Source organism: Chryseobacterium vaccae, assembly GCF_009602705.1.
Taxonomy (GTDB): domain Bacteria; phylum Bacteroidota; class Bacteroidia; order Flavobacteriales; family Weeksellaceae; genus Chryseobacterium; species Chryseobacterium vaccae.
In genome coordinates, this window is sequence record NZ_VSWH01000001.1 from 2,972,671 (window position 1) to 2,990,543 (window position 17,873).

At 38.4% G+C, this 17,873-nt stretch carries 18 protein-coding genes; 14 read left to right on the plus strand and 4 right to left on the minus strand.

The genetic code is table 11. The features are described from left to right. Positions 1 to 34: 34 nt before the first annotated feature. The 4 genes from FW768_RS13455 to FW768_RS13470 are packed head-to-tail and all read left to right on the plus strand — an operon-like array spanning position 35 to position 2,971. The gene (locus FW768_RS13455; protein ID WP_153396181.1) at positions 35 to 949 is read left to right on the plus strand and encodes a dialkylrecorsinol condensing enzyme DarA; all 915 of its coding nucleotides are present in this window, start codon (positions 35 to 37) and stop codon (positions 947 to 949) included. Position 950: 1 nt separating this feature from the next. Next, a complete protein-coding gene (locus FW768_RS13460; RefSeq protein WP_153396183.1) occupies positions 951 to 2,090 on the plus strand; it encodes a beta-ketoacyl-ACP synthase III in 1,140 nt (379 codons plus the stop codon). Then, a complete protein-coding gene (locus FW768_RS13465) occupies positions 2,090 to 2,521 on the plus strand; it encodes a hypothetical protein (protein ID WP_153396185.1) in 432 nt (143 codons plus the stop codon). The genes FW768_RS13460 and FW768_RS13465 overlap by 1 nt, the downstream gene beginning before the upstream one ends. 6 nt (positions 2,522 to 2,527) lie before the next feature. Beyond that, positions 2,528 to 2,971, plus strand: coding sequence for an ABC transporter permease (locus FW768_RS13470; protein WP_153396187.1), 444 nt, complete (start codon positions 2,528 to 2,530; stop codon positions 2,969 to 2,971). Positions 2,972 to 3,324: 353 nt separating this feature from the next. On the opposite strand, the gene FW768_RS13475 is transcribed toward FW768_RS13470, so the two are convergent. Then, positions 3,325 to 6,237 carry a M16 family metallopeptidase gene (locus tag FW768_RS13475; RefSeq protein WP_153396189.1) on the minus strand — a complete coding sequence of 971 codons (2,913 nt, stop codon included), beginning with the start codon at positions 6,235 to 6,237 and terminating at the stop codon, positions 3,325 to 3,327. Positions 6,238 to 6,500: 263 nt separating this feature from the next. Between FW768_RS13475 and FW768_RS13480 the strand changes: the two genes are divergently transcribed. From FW768_RS13480 to FW768_RS13505, 6 genes are all read left to right on the plus strand, one after another. After that, positions 6,501 to 6,905 carry a hypothetical protein gene (locus FW768_RS13480; RefSeq protein ID WP_153396191.1) on the plus strand — a complete coding sequence of 135 codons (405 nt, stop codon included), beginning with the start codon at positions 6,501 to 6,503 and terminating at the stop codon, positions 6,903 to 6,905. Positions 6,906 to 6,970: 65 nt separating this feature from the next. Next, entirely contained in the window at positions 6,971 to 7,966 is a 996-nt protein-coding gene (locus FW768_RS13485) for a BtrH N-terminal domain-containing protein (protein ID WP_153396193.1), read from the plus strand. A 1-nt stretch (position 7,967) separates the two neighbouring features. Continuing rightward, positions 7,968 to 8,726, plus strand: coding sequence for an ABC transporter ATP-binding protein (locus FW768_RS13490; protein WP_153396195.1), 759 nt, complete (start codon positions 7,968 to 7,970; stop codon positions 8,724 to 8,726). Beyond that, positions 8,713 to 9,981: an ABC transporter permease gene (locus FW768_RS13495; protein ID WP_153396197.1), complete on the plus strand. Its 1,269-nt coding sequence runs from the start codon at positions 8,713 to 8,715 to the stop codon at positions 9,979 to 9,981. Before FW768_RS13490 ends, FW768_RS13495 begins: the two co-directional genes overlap by 14 nt. 50 nt (positions 9,982 to 10,031) lie before the next feature. Beyond that, positions 10,032 to 10,460, plus strand: a complete 429-nt coding sequence (locus FW768_RS13500) for an acyl-CoA thioesterase (RefSeq protein WP_153396199.1) — start codon at positions 10,032 to 10,034, stop codon at positions 10,458 to 10,460. Then, entirely contained in the window at positions 10,457 to 11,590 is a 1,134-nt protein-coding gene (locus FW768_RS13505; protein WP_153396201.1) for a beta-ketoacyl synthase N-terminal-like domain-containing protein, read from the plus strand. Before FW768_RS13500 ends, FW768_RS13505 begins: the two co-directional genes overlap by 4 nt. Before the next feature lie 63 nt (positions 11,591 to 11,653). On the opposite strand, the gene FW768_RS13510 is transcribed toward FW768_RS13505, so the two are convergent. The 3 genes from FW768_RS13510 to FW768_RS13520 form a co-directional block, all read right to left on the minus strand. Next, on the minus strand, positions 11,654 to 12,175 hold the full coding sequence (locus FW768_RS13510) for a DUF6705 family protein (protein ID WP_153396203.1): 522 nt from the start codon (positions 12,173 to 12,175) through the stop codon (positions 11,654 to 11,656). A gap of 85 nt (positions 12,176 to 12,260) precedes the next feature. Then, positions 12,261 to 13,055: a DUF6438 domain-containing protein gene (locus FW768_RS13515; protein WP_153396205.1), complete on the minus strand. Its 795-nt coding sequence runs from the start codon at positions 13,053 to 13,055 to the stop codon at positions 12,261 to 12,263. Between the two features lie 15 nt (positions 13,056 to 13,070). After that, positions 13,071 to 14,381, minus strand: coding sequence for a hypothetical protein (locus FW768_RS13520; protein ID WP_153396207.1), 1,311 nt, complete (start codon positions 14,379 to 14,381; stop codon positions 13,071 to 13,073). A gap of 172 nt (positions 14,382 to 14,553) precedes the next feature. Between FW768_RS13520 and FW768_RS13525 the strand changes: the two genes are divergently transcribed. From FW768_RS13525 to FW768_RS13540, 4 genes are all read left to right on the plus strand, one after another. Then, a complete protein-coding gene (locus FW768_RS13525) occupies positions 14,554 to 15,093 on the plus strand; it encodes a beta-ketoacyl-[acyl-carrier-protein] synthase family protein (protein ID WP_153396209.1) in 540 nt (179 codons plus the stop codon). A 93-nt stretch (positions 15,094 to 15,186) separates the two neighbouring features. Beyond that, complete coding sequence (locus tag FW768_RS13530) at positions 15,187 to 15,444, plus strand: phosphopantetheine-binding protein (protein ID WP_153396211.1); 258 nt, start codon at positions 15,187 to 15,189, stop codon at positions 15,442 to 15,444. A gap of 77 nt (positions 15,445 to 15,521) precedes the next feature. Continuing rightward, positions 15,522 to 16,721 (plus strand): beta-ketoacyl-[acyl-carrier-protein] synthase family protein, encoded by a 1,200-nt coding sequence (locus FW768_RS13535; RefSeq protein ID WP_153396213.1) that lies wholly within the window; start codon positions 15,522 to 15,524, stop codon positions 16,719 to 16,721. Then, on the plus strand, positions 16,718 to 17,779 hold the full coding sequence (locus tag FW768_RS13540; protein ID WP_153396214.1) for a beta-ketoacyl synthase N-terminal-like domain-containing protein: 1,062 nt from the start codon (positions 16,718 to 16,720) through the stop codon (positions 17,777 to 17,779). The genes FW768_RS13535 and FW768_RS13540 overlap by 4 nt, the downstream gene beginning before the upstream one ends. Positions 17,780 to 17,873 lie beyond the last annotated feature (94 nt).

The following is a 17,873-nucleotide window of genomic DNA, read 5'->3' on the forward strand; positions in this document are numbered from 1 at the left end:
AAAAGCATATTTTTGTAACCGCTAAAGAATATTAATGAAAAAAAATATACTCGTTATATATTACTCACAAACCGGGCAACTGGAAGATATTGTGAAAAACATGGCTCTGCCTTTTGAAGCTAAAAAGGAGGAGTATGATGTCACGTATTACAATATTCGCCTGAAAGAAGATTTCCCTTTTCCATGGCCGGAAGATGTTTTTTTCGATACTTTTCCGGAATCTTACCTTCAGATCCCGAAAGAGATCTTACCCCCTTCTGATGAGATTCTGAATAAAAAATATGACCTCATCCTGTTCGGTTACCAGGTTTGGTATCTTACCCCGTCTATTCCGATCATCTCTTTCCTGAAAAGCGGATTTGCAGAGAAGATCCTGAAAGACACAGATGTGGTTACCATTTCCGGAACCCGCAATATGTGGATGCTTTCCCAGGAAAAACTGAAGGTATATTTAAGGGACCTGAGGGCAAATCTGGTAGGAAATATTGCTTTAGTAGACCGTCATGACAATTACACCAGTGTACTAACGATCCTTCGATGGCTGACTACGGGGCAGAAAGAAAAATCAGGAATGCTTCCTGCAGCAGGAGTTTCGGATGAAGAAATTTCAGGGTCTGTAAAGTATGGCCGGATTATAGAAAAACATTTCAGTAACAATAGTTTACAGAACCTTCAGCCTGAGCTGGTAAAGAACGGAGCCATAGAAATCCGCCCTTTCCTGGTACGGGTAGAAAAAGTAGGAAACAAGATTTTCACCGTATGGTCGAACCTGATTATCAAGAAAAAAGAAAAACGTCCATTGCTGATAAAATTCTTTAAGGTATATTTGATGGCGGCGATTTGGATTATTTCACCGGTCGTTCTGGTTTTACACTTACTGACAACCCCTATTTTCTGGTTTAAAAGACAAAAACAAAAAAGATATTTACAAGGAATTAATTTAAAATAGAATGTACGACGTATTTATAACAAAAGCATCAGCATATTTACCGAATAACCCGGTATCGAATGATGAAATGGAGGCCTATTTAGGTTTGATTAATGATGCTCCTTCTAAAGCGAGATCACTGATCTTAAGAAATAATAAAATTACGACAAGATACTATGCTTTAGATAAAGAAGGAAATCCTACCCACACTAATGCACAGCTTACGGCAAATGCTATTAAAGGACTGTTCGACGAAAATTTCAAAAAAGAAGACATGAAGCTGCTATCGGTAGGAACTACCTCTCCTGACCAGATCCAGCCTTCACACGCTTCTATGGTTCACGGCGAACTGAACATCGGAAAATCTATTGAAATTAATACCGCAACAGGCCTGTGCAACTCCGGAATGAATGCGCTTAACTACGGGTTCCTTTCAGTAAAAGCTGGTGTACACGAAAATGCGGTATGTGCAGGTTCCGAGAGAATGTCTGCCTGGATGACTGCAGATAAATTCAACCATGAAGCTGAAAATTTAAAACTACTGGAAGAAAGACCTATTATCGCTTTCAAAAGAGAATTCCTGAGATGGATGCTTTCTGATGGTGCAGGATCTTTTTTACTGGAAAATAAACCTAGAGAGAACAGTATTTCTTTAAAGATTGAATTTATAGATTTCTACTCTTATGCTCACGAAATTGAAGCCTGTATGTATGCAGGATGCGATAAGCAGGAAGACGGAAGCCTTAAATCATGGGCCGATTATCCTTCAGATGAATGGCTGAAGCAGTCTATTTTCGCCATCAAACAGGATACAAAGATCCTTGATAAATACATTCTGGTAAAAGGTGCTGAAAGTTTAAGATCTTCTTTCGATAAACATAACCTTGATCCTGAAAAGATTGATCACGTTCTGGCTCACATTTCGTCCGGCTACTTTAAAGAGGGGCTGAAGGATGAATTTGCCAAAAAAGGAATGGATTTCCCTGCAGAAAAATGGTTTTACAACCTTTCTGACATCGGAAATATTGGGGCAGGATCTATCTTTGTAGCACTGAAAGATCTTATGAATTCCGGAAAACTGAAAAAAGGGGAAAAAGTTCTTCTGTGCGTTCCTGAAAGCGGAAGATTTGCCTATTCTTGTTCATTATTAACGGTTTGCTAATGGAAAACAGACTGCCTACAACCGACAAGGACTTTGTGGAAAGCCTTATTCCGCAGCGTTATCCTTTTGTAATGGTTCATGAGCTGGCTGAATTTTCTGAAGACCGCCTGATTTCAGGATTTGAAATCAAAGAAGATAATATTTTTGTTCAGAACGGTATTTTCCAGGCATCCGGACTGATTGAGCATCAGGCACAGAGTGTTGCTTTACATACCGGATACAAATATTATTTATTGGGAAAAGAAGCACCTACCGGATATATCGGAGCCATCAAATCTTTCGAAGCAGGTGCTCTTCCCAAAACAGGAGACCAGCTGATTTCGGAAGTAACGATCCTCAACGAAGTAATGGGCGTAACATTGGTAGACATCGTTACCAGACTGAATAATGAGATCATTGCAAAGTCTCAAATGAAAACTGCAGTAAAATAACAGGGAATGGAAATTAAGGAAGACCAACTCATCAATATACACAACTTTCTGCCGCACCGCACACCGATGCTGATGGCAGATTATATCCTGGAATTGACCGAAGAAAAGGTTGTAACTTCCTTTGAAATAAAAGAAGACAATGTCTTTGTCCACAATAATAAATTTGCAGAATGCGGCCTGATTGAAAACCTTGCCCAGACCTGTTCCTCCATCATGGGACAAAGCTTCTTCGAAAATCCTGAAGCAGATACCAAAGTGATTGGTTTTATTACCAACATCAAGAAGATAGAAATCTTCGCTCTTCCCAAAGTTGGAGATAAGATTATTTCCAAAGCTTCACTTATATCACAGTATGAGAATATCTGCAATATTTTCTGTGAAACTTTTCACCGTGATGAAATACTGATCAGGGCAGAGATCAACCTTTTTATTCAGGAGGTGAAATCTTAAAAATAAATTCAACCGATACAAAACCGTACATGATTGTGCGGTTTTTTTGTTTTATTATGGGCAATAGGTTTGGGATAAAGCCAATGGATGGTTTGGTTAATTGTAAGGCGGGCTAAAGCCCGCCTCTATTGAATATGTATAGCTTTACACTTATTTATACTCATCATCTGACATGTATGTTTTCTATAATTATTATCATTACCAACCGATAAAAAACACCAATTTCTGGTCCTCTATTTCACGTGAAACATTGTCACCTCTGTGAAACCTTCATAATCAGGGAAGGATTATTTCATACAGCAAAAAAGCGGAACATTTCTGCTCCGCTTTTACAATTATTTAAACCAAAAGGATTAGTATCCGAAGATCTCTTCAAGAGAAACTTCCTCGAACTGTCCCATTTTGTTGATGGATTCCATGTTCAGGTTTTCCTTCTTACCGATAATAGCCGTGTTGTATTTCACCGGTTTTACTTCTGTGTTATAGAAGTTTGTAAGCTGCGGTAATGTAAGCCCCTGGATTTCAGAATAAATATCTTTTCTGATGTCATAGTTAACCCCTAGCTTTTTAAGTGCCAATTGATTGAAGTAGATATTCGTTCTGTTGATTCTGTTGGACGCAATCTGCTTCAATGCAGAACCTCTCGCGTTTTCAAACTGTACCGGAATCTGTGGCAGGGAAACCATAAGATCATTCATCGCATTAACCGCCAGAGGAAGTTTGTTTGACTGTGTACCGATATAATTCGTGATATAGTTAGGATGCCCTTTTTCAGATGCTGTTCCGTAAGAAACATAAGCAGTATATGCTAATGATTTACTTTCTCTGATCTCCTGGAATACGATGGAAGAAAGACCTCTTCCGAAATATTCATTGAATACGTTCGCTTTTCCGAAGTTTCCAAGGTTTACGGTATTTCCTTTTGCTACTTTAGACATCTCCATCTGTACCATGTCATAGTTGGTGAAGTACACTTTTCCTTCAGTAGCCGGTTCAGGATATTCTTTAGCTTTTGCTGGCTGAAGGCTGGCTGTTGTGATGTAAGGTTTCACCGCTCTTTCCAACCCTGACTGTTCTTTTCCGTAAAGGAAAATCTCATAAGGATATTGAGTTAACGCTTTAACCTTCTTCGTAAGCTCAGTTGCATCCATACTTTCAAGACGTTCTTTGGAAACGATGTCTGTCATTCTGGAATTCTTTCCGTATTTAGCATAGTTGGAAAGAGCTGCCATGATTCTGGTTTTATCTTTTTTAGCAACCGCTCTTGACTCCAGCATTGTTTTAACCGTTTTGCTATAAATATCCTTATCCGCTTTCACATTCGTTATCCAGTGGTTCATAAGCTCTACTCCTTTCTTCATATTGCTTTCTAGACCGCTCAGCGTAACAATGATCTGATCATTGGAAGCTCTGAAGCTGTTGGTAATTCCTAATTTATAGAACTCTTCTTTTAACTGCTCCGGAGTATATTTATCCGTTCCAAGATATTCGAAAAGTGTTAAAGCGATAGGAAGCTCTTTATCATTATCCGTTCCGAAAGGGAAGATATAGCTTACCTGGGCAACATCATTATATTTGTTGTTCACAAAGCTTACTTTCTTGTCTTTGATCTGAGTTGTTTGGATGGCTGCATTGTAATCAATAAACTCAGGTTTGATCTCTGCTACTTTTGTACTTAAAATATTTTTAAGGAAAGGTGATTGAGCTTCTCTGTTCAGCTTGATCGGAGTAATTCCCGGGTTTTCCACACGGACAAGTTTATCATTCACTCCTTTTTCCTTATTGATTACTACATAATTATCTTTAAAGAAATTGTTCGCGAATTTTACCACATCTGCTTTGGTGATCTTTTCATATTCGTTGATCTCATCCAGTTCCTGCTGCCAGCTTCTTTCATTGATATAGGAATCATAAAGATCTGTTGCCAGTCCGTCCGCAGTTTCCCAAGTCTTCATACGCTGCACTTTCTTCTCGTTTACGATAGCCTTCAGCATCCATTCAGGGAACTGTCCTTTTTTCACAAGATCCAGCTGCTCAAGAAGAAGTTTTTTAGCTTCATCAAAGCTTTGCCCTTCTTTCGGAACCACTACCATTACAAAAGCACCGTATGTTTTATAAGGTGATTCGTAAGCACCGGCTCCTAAAGTTTTCTGTTTTTGGCTGATATTAAGGTCAATAAGTCCGGCATCACCTCTGTTGCTTAGGATTTTAGAAACAACATCCGCCAGTCTTGCTTCCTGAGTACCGTAAGAATCTGTTCTCCATGCCAAGGTCATTCTAGGCGTAGTAGGACTTTTTACTGTTCTGGTTACAATCTGGGTCATTGGTTCCTCGCTTACCATTTTCTTCATTGGAAGCTCTTTATATTTAAAGGAACCGAAATATTGGTCAACTAATTTGATCGTTTTATCATAATCAAGATCACCTACCAATACAACCGCCATATTATTAGGAACATAATATGTATCAAAATATTTATGGATGGCTACCATAGACGGGCTTTTCAGATGCTCGGAAGTTCCGATTGTTGTCTGCTGCCCGTTCGGGTGCTTAGGGAAAAGAGCTTCCAGCATCGCATAATTTACCAGACGGCCGTCATTATCCTGGGCTCTGTTGTATTCCTCATACACCGCTTCCAATTCTGTGTGGAAAAGACGCAGAACCAGTTCCGAGAAACGTTCTTTTTCTACTTTCAGCCATTTTTCAAGCTCATTGGATGGAATATTATTTTTGTAAACCGTTTCATCAAGAGAAGTATGGGCATTGGTTCCCGTAGCTCCCAATGAAGAAATAGCTTTGTCATATTCATTCGCAATAGCATACTTGGAAGCTTCCTGGGAAACTTCATCAATTTTTTTATACAGCTCTCTCTTCTTTGCCGGATCTTTTTCCGCTTTGTGCTGTTCATAAAGATCAGAGATCTGCTGAAGCAGAACCTTTTCCTTTGCCCAGTCCTGAGTTCCAAGATGTGAAGTCCCTTTAAAAACCATGTGCTCCAGATAGTGAGCTAATCCCGTATTGTCACTTGGATCATTGTTAGACCCTGTTCTTACCGGAATATAAGTCTGGATTCTTGGCGCGTCATCATTTTTTGCCAGATAAACCTTCAGTCCGTTTTTCAGAGTGTATACCCTTACCCCGGTCTGATCATTTTTCACAGTCTCGTAGGAATATCCCTGGCTGTCCGTTACCTTCTGTGTATCAAATTTCTGTGCCATAGCATTCAGCATACAGAAAACTGAAACAGAAATAAAAAATTTCTTCATAACAGTTATTTATTTTTAATCTAAATTTCTAATTGGGATTAGTCTCTATAACCAATACAGTTGTTACAATGAAATTATTACGTGTTTTGACCTAAAGACTTTTACGCAAAAATAGGCCTTTTTCACAGCCAGCGCCCTTGGACACTGTTGATTTTTAACATGATTTACATATTATGTATTTTCACTATTTTAGCCACCTGATTAAAAGAATCAAAAAAAGGGAACCTTATTCCATCTGAAATCTAAAAAATAATACTGTTTGCATGAAAAAACAAGACCTGCCTCAGGACGAAAGCAATCTGAAGTCTGCCAACATGACCGAAGTCTTGTATGTGACGGACGAAAACGACAATTACACAACCGCCAACAGCACGGGATGGGATGCTAAAAAAGCCGCCCTGGACGAATCTATGGAGCTTATTCATGAGAGAATTGAAGAAGCAAAACAAGACGTGGCTAACGGGAAAGTAAGTCCGATTATCTATTTTATGGAACTGAATAAAATGGACCTTGCTGTACTTGCCGCTTATGTGGAAATGTGGCAATGGAGAGTGAAAAGACATGCTAAACCTAAAGTATTTAAATCTCTAAGCGAATCTGTATTGAAAAAATATGCGGATGCATTTGGGATTTCAACAGAGGAATTAAAAAACTTCAACGGAAAATAAAATGAATCCCGGTATCAATCCGATACCCATTCATTTGACTATGAAAAAGACAATAGCTGAAAAAAATGAAACTAAACTTTGAACACCATCAGACCGCCCATTGCGAAAACGGTGTCGCCTCCAATCTACTGCTTAACAAAGGCTTAAAACTAAGTGAACCTATGATCTTCGGGATTGGTTCCGGATTGTTTTTTGTCTATTTACCTTTTCTGAAAGTAAACTTTGCTCCCGGCTTCAGCTATCGTCCGATGCCCGGCGCTATTTTCAGCAAAGCAGCTAAAAGACTGGGAATCAAAATCAAAAGAGAAAAATTTTCGAATCCCGGAGATGCCCAGAAAGCACTGGAACGAAATTTAGAACAGAATATCCCTACGGGACTTCAGGTAGGTGTTTTTAACCTTGCCTATTTCCCTGAAGAATATAAATTCCACTTCAATGCCCACAATCTTGTGGTATACGGAAAAGAAGACGGAAAATTCCTGATCAGTGATCCTGTGATGGATTATACAACCTCTCTTACCGAAGCGGAACTTGAAAAAGTAAGATACGCCAAAGGAGCTCTGCCTCCGAAAGGCCATATGTATTATCCAACTTATATTCCGGAAAATGTAAATCTGGAAGAAGCTATCAGAAAAGGAATTAAAGATACCTGCAAAAATATGCTTGCTCCCGTTCCCCTTATTGGTGTAAAAGCGATGAGATGGGTGGCGAGAAGCATTCCGAAATGGGCAGAAAAGAAAGGAACTAAAGTCACCAACCATTATCTGGGACAGCTGATCAGAATGCAGGAAGAGATAGGAACCGGAGGCGGCGGCTTCAGGTTTATTTACGGAGCCTTTCTTCAGGAAGCCTCAGTGATTCTTAAAAATGATGAGCTAAAGGAGCTTTCCAAAGAAATTACAGCTATTGGTGATCTTTGGAGGGATTTTGCCGTTGATATTGCCCGTGTTTACAAAAACAGGAACTCTAAGAGCAATATTTATAACGAACTTTCTAAATCCATGCTTCATATTGCTGATCTGGAAGAAGCTTTCTATAAAAAACTGAGAAAAGCGATCTGATATGGCGGAGAATATAATTGAGATCAAAAATCTTTATAAAAAGTACAAAAACGCCGATGAGTTTTCAGTGAATGATATTTCCCTGAATATCGACAGGAATGAAGTCTATGGAATTTTAGGACCTAACGGAGCAGGAAAAACTACGTTGATTTCTATGCTTTCGGGATTAATCAAGCCTACTTCAGGACAGTTTAAGATCAACGGCCTGTCTCCTCAGAAAGACAGTTTCAAAATAAAGCAGATCATCGGAATTGTTCCTCAGGAATATGCGCTCTATCCTACTCTTACGGCCAGAGAAAATCTGATGTTCTTCGGAAGTCTGTACGGTTTAAAGCATAAATATTTAACCAAAGCGATTGAGGAGGCCTTAGAGATCATGGGACTTTCAAAGTTTGCTGATAAAAAGGTAGAACAGTTCTCAGGAGGAATGAAACGCCGATGCAACCTCATCGCGGGAACTCTTCACAATCCGAAAGTATTATTTTTGGATGAACCTACTGTTGGAGTTGACGTACAGTCTAAAAAAGTGATCATCGACTTTCTACAGGAGCTGAACAAGAACGGAACCTGCATTATTTATACTTCGCATCACCTTTCTGAAGCAGAGGAATTCTGTACCAAAATTGCAATTATAGATAAAGGAAGAATTCATGCTGTGGGAACACCGGAAGAGCTTGTTGCCCAGATCGCTAATGCCGAAAACTTAGAAGATGTTTTCATTTCATTAACCGGAAAAGAATTAAGAGATGTTGTTGTATAAACTGTGGAGAAGCTTTATTAAAGAAATCCTTCTGTTGAAAAGAGATATCGGGGGAATCGTCATTATTTTCGTCATGCCGCTTCTTCTGATTGTAACCATTACCCTGATTCAGGATTCCACTTTCAAAAACCTTGAAGGCTCAAAGATCCCGATTATTTTTATTGATAACGATCAATCTGAGGTTTCAAAAAATATAAAAAATGAGCTGGAAAGCAGTAAAACATTCCAGCTGCTGACCAACTATAATGAGAAATCTGCCCAGGAAGCCGTGTTTTCCGGTGAATACCAGATGGCCATCGTCATTCCTGAAAACTTAACGAAAGATTTAAATTCAAATATTGACTCTAAAGTTCAGACGATCGTAAGTTCGTTCGGACTGGAAGGAGATTCTGCAAAAACACCGAAACCAGCTCCAAAAGCCAAGGAAATCCACCTTTACTTTGATCCGGCAACCAATGTAGGATTTAAAAACTCGGTGATGAATTCCGTGAATAAAATGGTGTTTGAGATCGAAAATAAAAAGATCTACAAAGCTTTCCAGGACCAGCTGGGTACGGAAGAGAATCTTGAGGAAAACAAAAACCTCATCAGCTTTAAAGAAATTACGCCGAAAAAGGGAGCTATGGATGTAATGCCGAATTCTGTTCAGCATAATGTTCCTGCGTGGACTTTGTTTGCCATCTTCTTTATTGTGGTTCCGCTCTCCATTAATCTGGTCAAAGAGAAGAGCCAGGGAACGAGCGTAAGGGCAAGGATCAGCCCGACCCCATACTTTGTTCATATTTTAGGAAAAACATGTACGTATCTGATCATTTGTATGATTCAGTTTCTGCTGATGGTAGCAGTAGGCGTTTACCTTTTCCCGTATATGGATCTTCCTGCTTTTGATGTGAGCGGAAAAATGTTCCAGCTGATGACTGTCACCCTGTTTTCAGGATTAGCGGCCATCGGATTTGGCGTTTTACTGGGAACTCTGGCAGATACTCAGGAACAGTCGGCACCGTTTGGCGCTACTTCAGTAGTCGTTCTGGCAGCGATCGGAGGAATCTGGGTTCCGGTTTTCCTGATGCCGGAATTTATGCAGACCGTAGCCAAATTCTCCCCTATGAACTGGGGGCTGAATGCCTATTATGATATTATTCTGAGAAATAGTGGTATTGCAGGAATAGCCAAAGAGCTGGCGTTATTGCTGGCATTTTATGTGGTGATGGTTTCTGTTTCCATTTTTTACGAAAGAAAACGTCATAATATTTAATATATTTCATCATTAAAATTTCCGGGATTTCCGGTAATCATAAAAACAAAATGCAGTCTAAAGAAAACAGATTAACCTGTACGGAAGAAGTAAGGGTAAGGTTCAATGAAACAGATCCGCTGGGCATTGTCTGGCACGGACATTATATCGTTTATTTTGAAGACGGAAGGGAAGCTTTCGGAAGGGAACACGGACTGACTTATCTTGATATTCAGAAGGCCGGATTTGTAACACCTATTGTAAAAAGTACGTGTGAACACTTTCTCCCGTTGAAATATGGGGAAACTTTCAGAATCGTCACTACTTTCATCAATTCTGTTTCTGCTAAGCTGATCTACAGGTATGAACTTTTCAACCAGGATGACCAGCTGGTGTGCAGCGGAGAAACCATCCAGGTATTCTTAGACAATAATGGAGGTTTATGCTTATACAATCCTGATTTTTTTCAGGCATGGAAAGATAAAATGGGATTATCATGAAGAAGGAAACCTACATTACAGACTATAACTGCGTCACTCCCTTAGGATTTGATATTTCTTCCAACTGGAACGCTCTTGTGGAAGGAAAATCCGGTGTAGCACTACACAAGATCATAGATAGTCAGGAGGCTTTTTATGCTTCAATGATCGATTCTGAAAAACTGGAAGAAGAATTCCACAGCCGTTTTGAGGACACTCATTTTACAAGGCTTGAAAAAATGTTTCTCCTAAGCATGGAACCTTTGATGAAAAGGCATCAGGTTTCTGAGGAAACAGCTTTCATTTTATCCACAACCAAAGGAAACATTAGTCTTTTAAAGAATCAATCTAAGCTTCCGGAAGACGTTTATCTATCCAAACTGGCTCAAAAAATCGCGGATTATTTTGGTTTTACCACAAAACCTATTGTAGTTTCCAATGCCTGCGTTTCAGGGGTGATGGCTATTGCTGTTGCCAAAAATATGATTCAGGCCGGAAAATATAAAGATGCTTTTGTGATTGCGGGTGATGAACTTTCTGAATTTGTGATCTCAGGGTTCAATTCATTTCAGGCCATTGGAGACGGGCCGTGCAAGCCTTATGATAAAAACAGAAACGGAATCAATATCGGTGAAGCTGCGGCAGCTGTTTATATCACCTCTTCCCCCTCTGAAAATGAAAAATTAAGGTTTAAAATATTAGGAGACTCGGCAGTGAATGACGCGAATCATATTTCCGGGCCTTCCAGAACGGGAGACGGTCTGTATGCCAGCATCAGAAATGCGATGGCTGAGGCTGAAATAACAGCAGAACAAATCGATTTTATCTCTGCCCACGGAACCGCCACCCTTTACAATGATGAGATGGAATCTATCGCTTTCAGCAGAATGAATCTTCAGCATGTTCCCCTCAACAGTATGAAAGGCTATTACGGCCACTGCCTGGGCGCATCCGGTCTTCTTGAAAGCATTATTTCAATGGAAAGTGCCCTTCACGGAACATTAATTCCTTCAAAAAACTTTGAGGAAATAGGTGTTTCAGAGCCACTGAATATCATCAGGGAAAACCAGCAGGCAGAGATTAAGTATATTTTAAAAACGGCATCAGGCTTTGGCGGATGTAATGCGGCGGTTGTTTTGGAGAAAAAATAAAATAATACCCTTTCAGGATTTTTGAAAGGGTATTTTTATGATAAAATTATTTTAGAATAGAACTTACTGTTTTGTCAGAACAATATTATTAGGTATATCAATAGACCAATCTGTAGGGCTTTGACCAGGAAGAATAAATCTTACACCCTCCTGATTTTCAACTTCTATTATCTTGATGTGAGTAGAATCTATATAAGATATCTTCATCATTATACCTTTATTTTTATGCGGCATAAATACAGTTAATAGATTAGGATGATTATCTTCTGTCAATGCTTTAATTGATCTTTTTTTATCGCTAAAATCGGTATTGCTAAACATTGTGTTATCCTCTGTTATTTGCCCATTTTTATAAATTTTGTGAAAACCAATAATTAGATCTAACCTATCAGAACTTGTTTCAATAATTTTTATATTATTTTCTTTCTTCATGATTAATAGGAAACCATTATTGGTATCTCCCCATTTCCATGTTCCTGCAAACTTGTCAGCATTGGGATCTAGTCTGTGGTAATTGCTTTGAGCAGAACAGTTAGTAAAGATTACACAGAATATTATAGTTAGTAAATAAATTATATTTTTCATTTTTTGCTTCAATTATTGAAGAAAGGCCTTATTCAAAAACAGTAATGAAGTTTATTAGCTATGAGTATAATGAATTAAAAATATCCTATCTTTCTAATACTTTTTTCTTATCTGTACGGATAAGGTTTACTTTTTGATCCAGTCCGTACAAAAAATCAATTAACTGCTGTGCAATAGTTGGCGGAAACATTGATTTAAAATACTTTCTTTCTCCATTATAGTAGAGGATCAAGGTGGTTACCGCTCCGTCATGCCCTTCTTTTTCAGGAAATGACCAGCTTTTTAGGTTGGAGCTTTTCAAAATATTGATCAATTCATCATATAAGGCCTCTGATAGCTGTCCTTTAAACTGTCCTGATCGATCTTTATTATTCAAGACTTCCCCATCCCAATAAATGTTCCGGTTTTTATCGATTTCTAAGTCAATTACCGAACAAGTTCCAAGGCAACCGGTTGTATGATACACTATTTTTTCAAATGAAATTGATGGATCTATATTATACTTCTGCCTGATAAAAGTTACCTCTTCCCTATTTCCAAAATATTCTTTTGATAAATCAGATACAGGGCGAAGTATTAATTTTTTTTTGCTTAGGCTTTTGATAAAAAAATCATATTTGTTCAAATATTGTTTATTTGATCCAACTTTTGTATACTCAGAATAAAAATTGAGGCTGTCACCCGTAATATTTAAAGGGAGCTGCTCTTCTTCTTCCAGCGTACTTAAAATATTAAACCTATTGCCTTTCTCTTTTATTACGATAACATCATTATTCTTTGAGATCCAGGTATCTTGTAACTTCTTTTCTTGTCCGTGTAGTTTCAAAGAAATAACAATGGTAAAAGAGAACAATATAAAAGTTTGTATGATATTTTTCATAGTATCTGGCTTAAGTTACGGACATTTTGTACCCTTTTGTTTTCCAAGAGTTGTATCTCTTTCATTTGCATTAAGGACTTTCTCTTCTTCAGTCATTGTAGTTATTCCAGCTTTAGCCATTGCTTTTACTGTTTCTGGAGGTAGATTAGGGTTATAAGCGGATAAAATATTTTCAAGTGTACTTAAAAAGAATCCAACATTTTGATGCCCTTCCTTAAACCCAAATCTATTCACAATAGTTCCATCTGGCGCATAATCTGCACCTGTTACATAAACAGGATATGTTTCATCAAATTGTGCTTGTCCTAGACGTTTAAGTTCAAAGTCTAAATAAGCATGTGCTACTTCATGATACATGGTTATCAAAATATATTCCTTTGTTGCATTTTTTAACACATTATCATTTAGAAAAATAGTAGCGAAAAATTTATTACTATCTGGTTTAGAAACAGTACTTGTAATTCCATCTTTATCTCCTAAACCGCTTTTACCTTTAAATGTAATTCTATAGTCGTCATTATTTTGGAAAATATCTTTTAATACTCTTGCTAACTCATTATTCATATTAGGTAATTGCTCCAGAAGACTTTGAGCACAAGGATAATCTGTTAATTGATTGATTATATCCTGATTAGGATTTTCCTCCGGCGGATCAGGATATTCATATCCATCAGCTCCTCCACCTCCACCACCGCCTCCAAACGGATCTCCCAATGGGGGAAAGCTTTTAGGAGGAACACCTCCGCCACTGTCTTCTTGCCACTCGCAGACCATATGAGAATAGCTTACTGGTTCACAGTCTGTTTGTCCATTCAGACAGCCAATGATGATGGTTCTTGTAGAGCATACGTATTTTGCTTTAGCAGCCTTGTTACCGTCTATCACTTCGCTGTGGCTGACGATATTAGAATAAAGTACATGTTGGAAGAAGGCTAAAAGATCAGCATCGTTCTTTTCGTAGAAATATAGCCTGTCTCCTTTTCTTACCGCTTCCATCAAAAGGACAACCTTGTCTTTTTTCACAATAGGAACCAGCAGGTATTTTTCACCAAACTGACCAAAGCTCATCGCATAATTCCAATACAGTTCACCATACGTGGTATTGAAACGTTCCAGATTGGCATGTTTCAGGAAAACCTGCTGTACTTTCCCGATATATACATCATCTTCTTTCCATAAGCTTCTGGAAGCATATTTAGCTGAAGAAGCAGATACTGCCTCTTTTGAGGTTTCCTGCTGAAGAAAATCTTCGCGGGCACATGAATAGATAGAGAATGCTGCCAGGAGAACCAGAAGCAGCTGTCTTACATTTAATTTTTCTCTCATACATTTTGTTTTCTAGCGGATTAAATATAATTAATTTTTCCCAATTAGGTGATTTTTTAAAAAATAATTTATCCCTTATTCTGTATGTAACAACTTTCCGTTATAAACCAATACCCAACAGTTATCATTTCAAATTATTTTATATTTGTAAAAAAAAGCAATGTTGCTGACCATGAAGAAAACAACCCGCTGCATCATAGAACATTCAAAAATAACCGTTGATGAAAACCTTATTTTTGAAAGTCACAGTACCTCTTTTCAGGAATTTGCAAAAGAAGCTTATAAAAGTTTAGAACTCAGCTATCCTAAATTTCATAAAATGGATAACCTGAGCAAGCTGGCTTTTCTTGCCGCTGAAACGCTTTTAAAGGATGAAGACCATAGCCGTACCGCTCTGGTTTTTGCCAACTGTTCTTCCAGTCTGGATACCGATCATAAATACCAGGAAACCATCAATTCGCAGGAAAATTATTTTCCGAGCCCCGCCGTATTTGTATATACCCTTCCCAATATTTGTGTAGGGGAAATCAGCATCAGACACAAAATGCAGACTGAAAATGCCTTCTTTGTTCTGGAAGAATTTGATGAGCAATTCTTAAACGATTATGCCGAGCAGCTTCTTTTATCCGGAAAAGCAGAAAAAGTTCTCTGCGGATGGACAGAACTTTATCAGGATAATTACAAAGCTTTTGTATATTTGCTGACCTTATAAAAAATTAAACACTATAAATACAATGTACCATTTTGAATTGTAAGGATTGATATACGGATACATTGTTGAATTGGTACATTATTAAACTATTTTATGGAAAACTTAAAAACTGAATTAAAGCACAAAATCATTGAAGTTCTTAACCTTGAAGATGTTTCCGCAGAAGAAATTAAAGATACAGATCCTTTATTCGGAGGAGGATTAGGACTTGATTCTATCGACGCTCTTGAACTGATCGTTCTTTTGGATAAAGACTACGGAATTAAATTATCTGATCCTAAAAAAGGAAAGGAAATTTTCCAGTCTATTGACACTATGGCGAAATTCATTGAAGAGAACAGAACGAAGTAAATATAACAATGTAACAGTGTATCAACCTATCCATCATTGGTAAACTGTTACATTCATGCATTGTTACATTATTTAAAATGAGTCAGAAAATTGCCATAACAGGAATGGGCATCATTTCTTCCATCGGAAACAACGTGGAGGAAAATTTTGTTTCACTGAAAACCGGGAGACATGGTATTTCAGACATTCAGATGTTTGAAACCCGTCACGCAGGAATATTCAAAACCGGTGAAATAAAAAAATCTAATGAAGAACTTGTACAGCAGCTTCAGCTTTCTGAAGACAACAATATTACAAGAACTTCTTTATTGGGTATGGTTGCCGCTAAAGAAGCAGTAGAAAGTGCCGGAATCTCAGATATCAACGGATACAGAACCGGGCTGATTTCTTCCACCAGCGTAGGCGGAATGGATGTTACTGAAAAATACTTCTACTCTTACGAAGACTTTCCTGAAAAGCAAAAATACATCGATGCTCATGATGCGGGAAATTCCTCACTGGCCATTGCTGATTATCTAGGTTTGAAAGGAATGGTTTCTACCATCAGTACCGCCTGTTCATCGGCAGCCAATGCCATTATGATGGGGGCAAAACTCATCAGAAACGGAGTGCTGGACCGCGTCATTGTTGGCGGAACGGATTCTCTTTCCAAATTTACCCTGAACGGATTCAACACGCTGATGATCCTCACTGATTCTTACAATACCCCTTTCGATAACGACAGAAAAGGTCTGAATCTGGGAGAAGCAGCCGCTTATATCGTTCTTGAATCTGATGAGGTGGTAAAAAAAGAAAACAAAAAGGTTCTCGCTTATCTTTCCGGATATGGTAATGCCAATGATGCCCACCACCAGACCGCTTCTTCGGAAAACGGACAGGGGGCTTTCCTTGCCATGCAGCAGGCTCTGAAAGTATCAGGACTGAACAAAGAAAACATCGACTATATCAACGTTCATGGAACAGCAACACCTAATAATGACCTTTCTGAAGGAATTGCCATGATCAGGATATTTGGTGAAGGACAGGTTCCTGAGTTCAGCTCTACCAAAGCATTTACCGGGCATACGCTGGCAGCAGCGGCAGGTATTGAAGCAGTGTATTCTATTCTGGCCATGCAGCATGGAGTTATTTTCCCGAACCTGAATTTTAAAACGAAAATGGAAGAGTTCGACCTTACACCAATCACTGAGTTGAAACAGAAAAGCATCCATCATGTCCTTTCCAATTCATTCGGATTTGGAGGAAATTGTTCTACTTTAATTTTTTCAAAATCATGAGTGCCGTATACATCAACAGTGCATCCTGCATCTCAGTTCAGGATACTTTAAAAGAGGACTTTTTTCAAAATCTCAACCCCGAAAATTCGGTTCAGACCTTAAAGGCAATTGATCCGAATTATAAAGAATTTATTCCTCCTGCCATGATCAGGAGAATGTCCAAAACGGTAAAAATGAGTTCCGTTGCTTCTCATTATGCGTTGAAAGAAGCCGGAATTGAGCAGCCGGACGCCATTATCGTTGGTACCGGAATGGGGTGTTCCCAGGATTCTGAGAAGTTTCTGAAAAATGTAATCGATAATCATGAAGAATTCCTTACCCCTACATTCTTCATCCAATCAACACACAATACCGTAGCCGGGCAAATTGCTCTGGGGCTGCAGTGTCACGCTTATAATTTCACGTATGTCAACACCTCTTCTTCTCTGGAATTTTCATTTCTGGATGCCAAGCTTCAGATTAATGACGGGGAAGCAGACAACGTTCTTGTTGGCTCTACAGACGAGCAGACGGGCAGAACAATGGAATTATACTGTTTAAATAACACCATTAAAAAAGAGGAAGATCTTCCTGCTGATTATCTGCATTCGGAAACTAATGGAGTAATTTGGGGCGAAGGGGCAGCTTTCTTCGTACTTGGAAAGAATAAAACAAATAATTCTTATGCCCAGCTTAAAAACATTCAGATCAGCAGTAAAGTAGATTTGGATGAAACCCAGGATTTTATTGATGGGTTTTTAGCTCAAAATAATGTAAAAAATGAAGACATTGATGCTGTGATCCTTGGATTCAGCGGAGATGCAAAGTCAGACCTGTATTATACCAAAGCTGCGGAACTTTTTCCGGCTTCTACCCTGTTGTATTATAAACATCTGAGTGGAGAATTTAATACGGCAAGCGGTTTTTCAACGTTTATGGCCTGCCATATTCTGAAAGATCAGCAAATTCCGGATGTGATGATGATCAATGATGTGAAAAAAGGAGAGGTCAGAAATATTCTACTTTATAATCATCTGGCGGGAGAAGATCACAGTCTGGTACTTTTGGAAAGGGCTTAGATTTTGATTTTAAACCATTAAGATCTATAAACTGTAAGGTTAATTTAACGTTCAGGAACTTTGATGCTGAAACTTAAAAACAATTAATGATTTG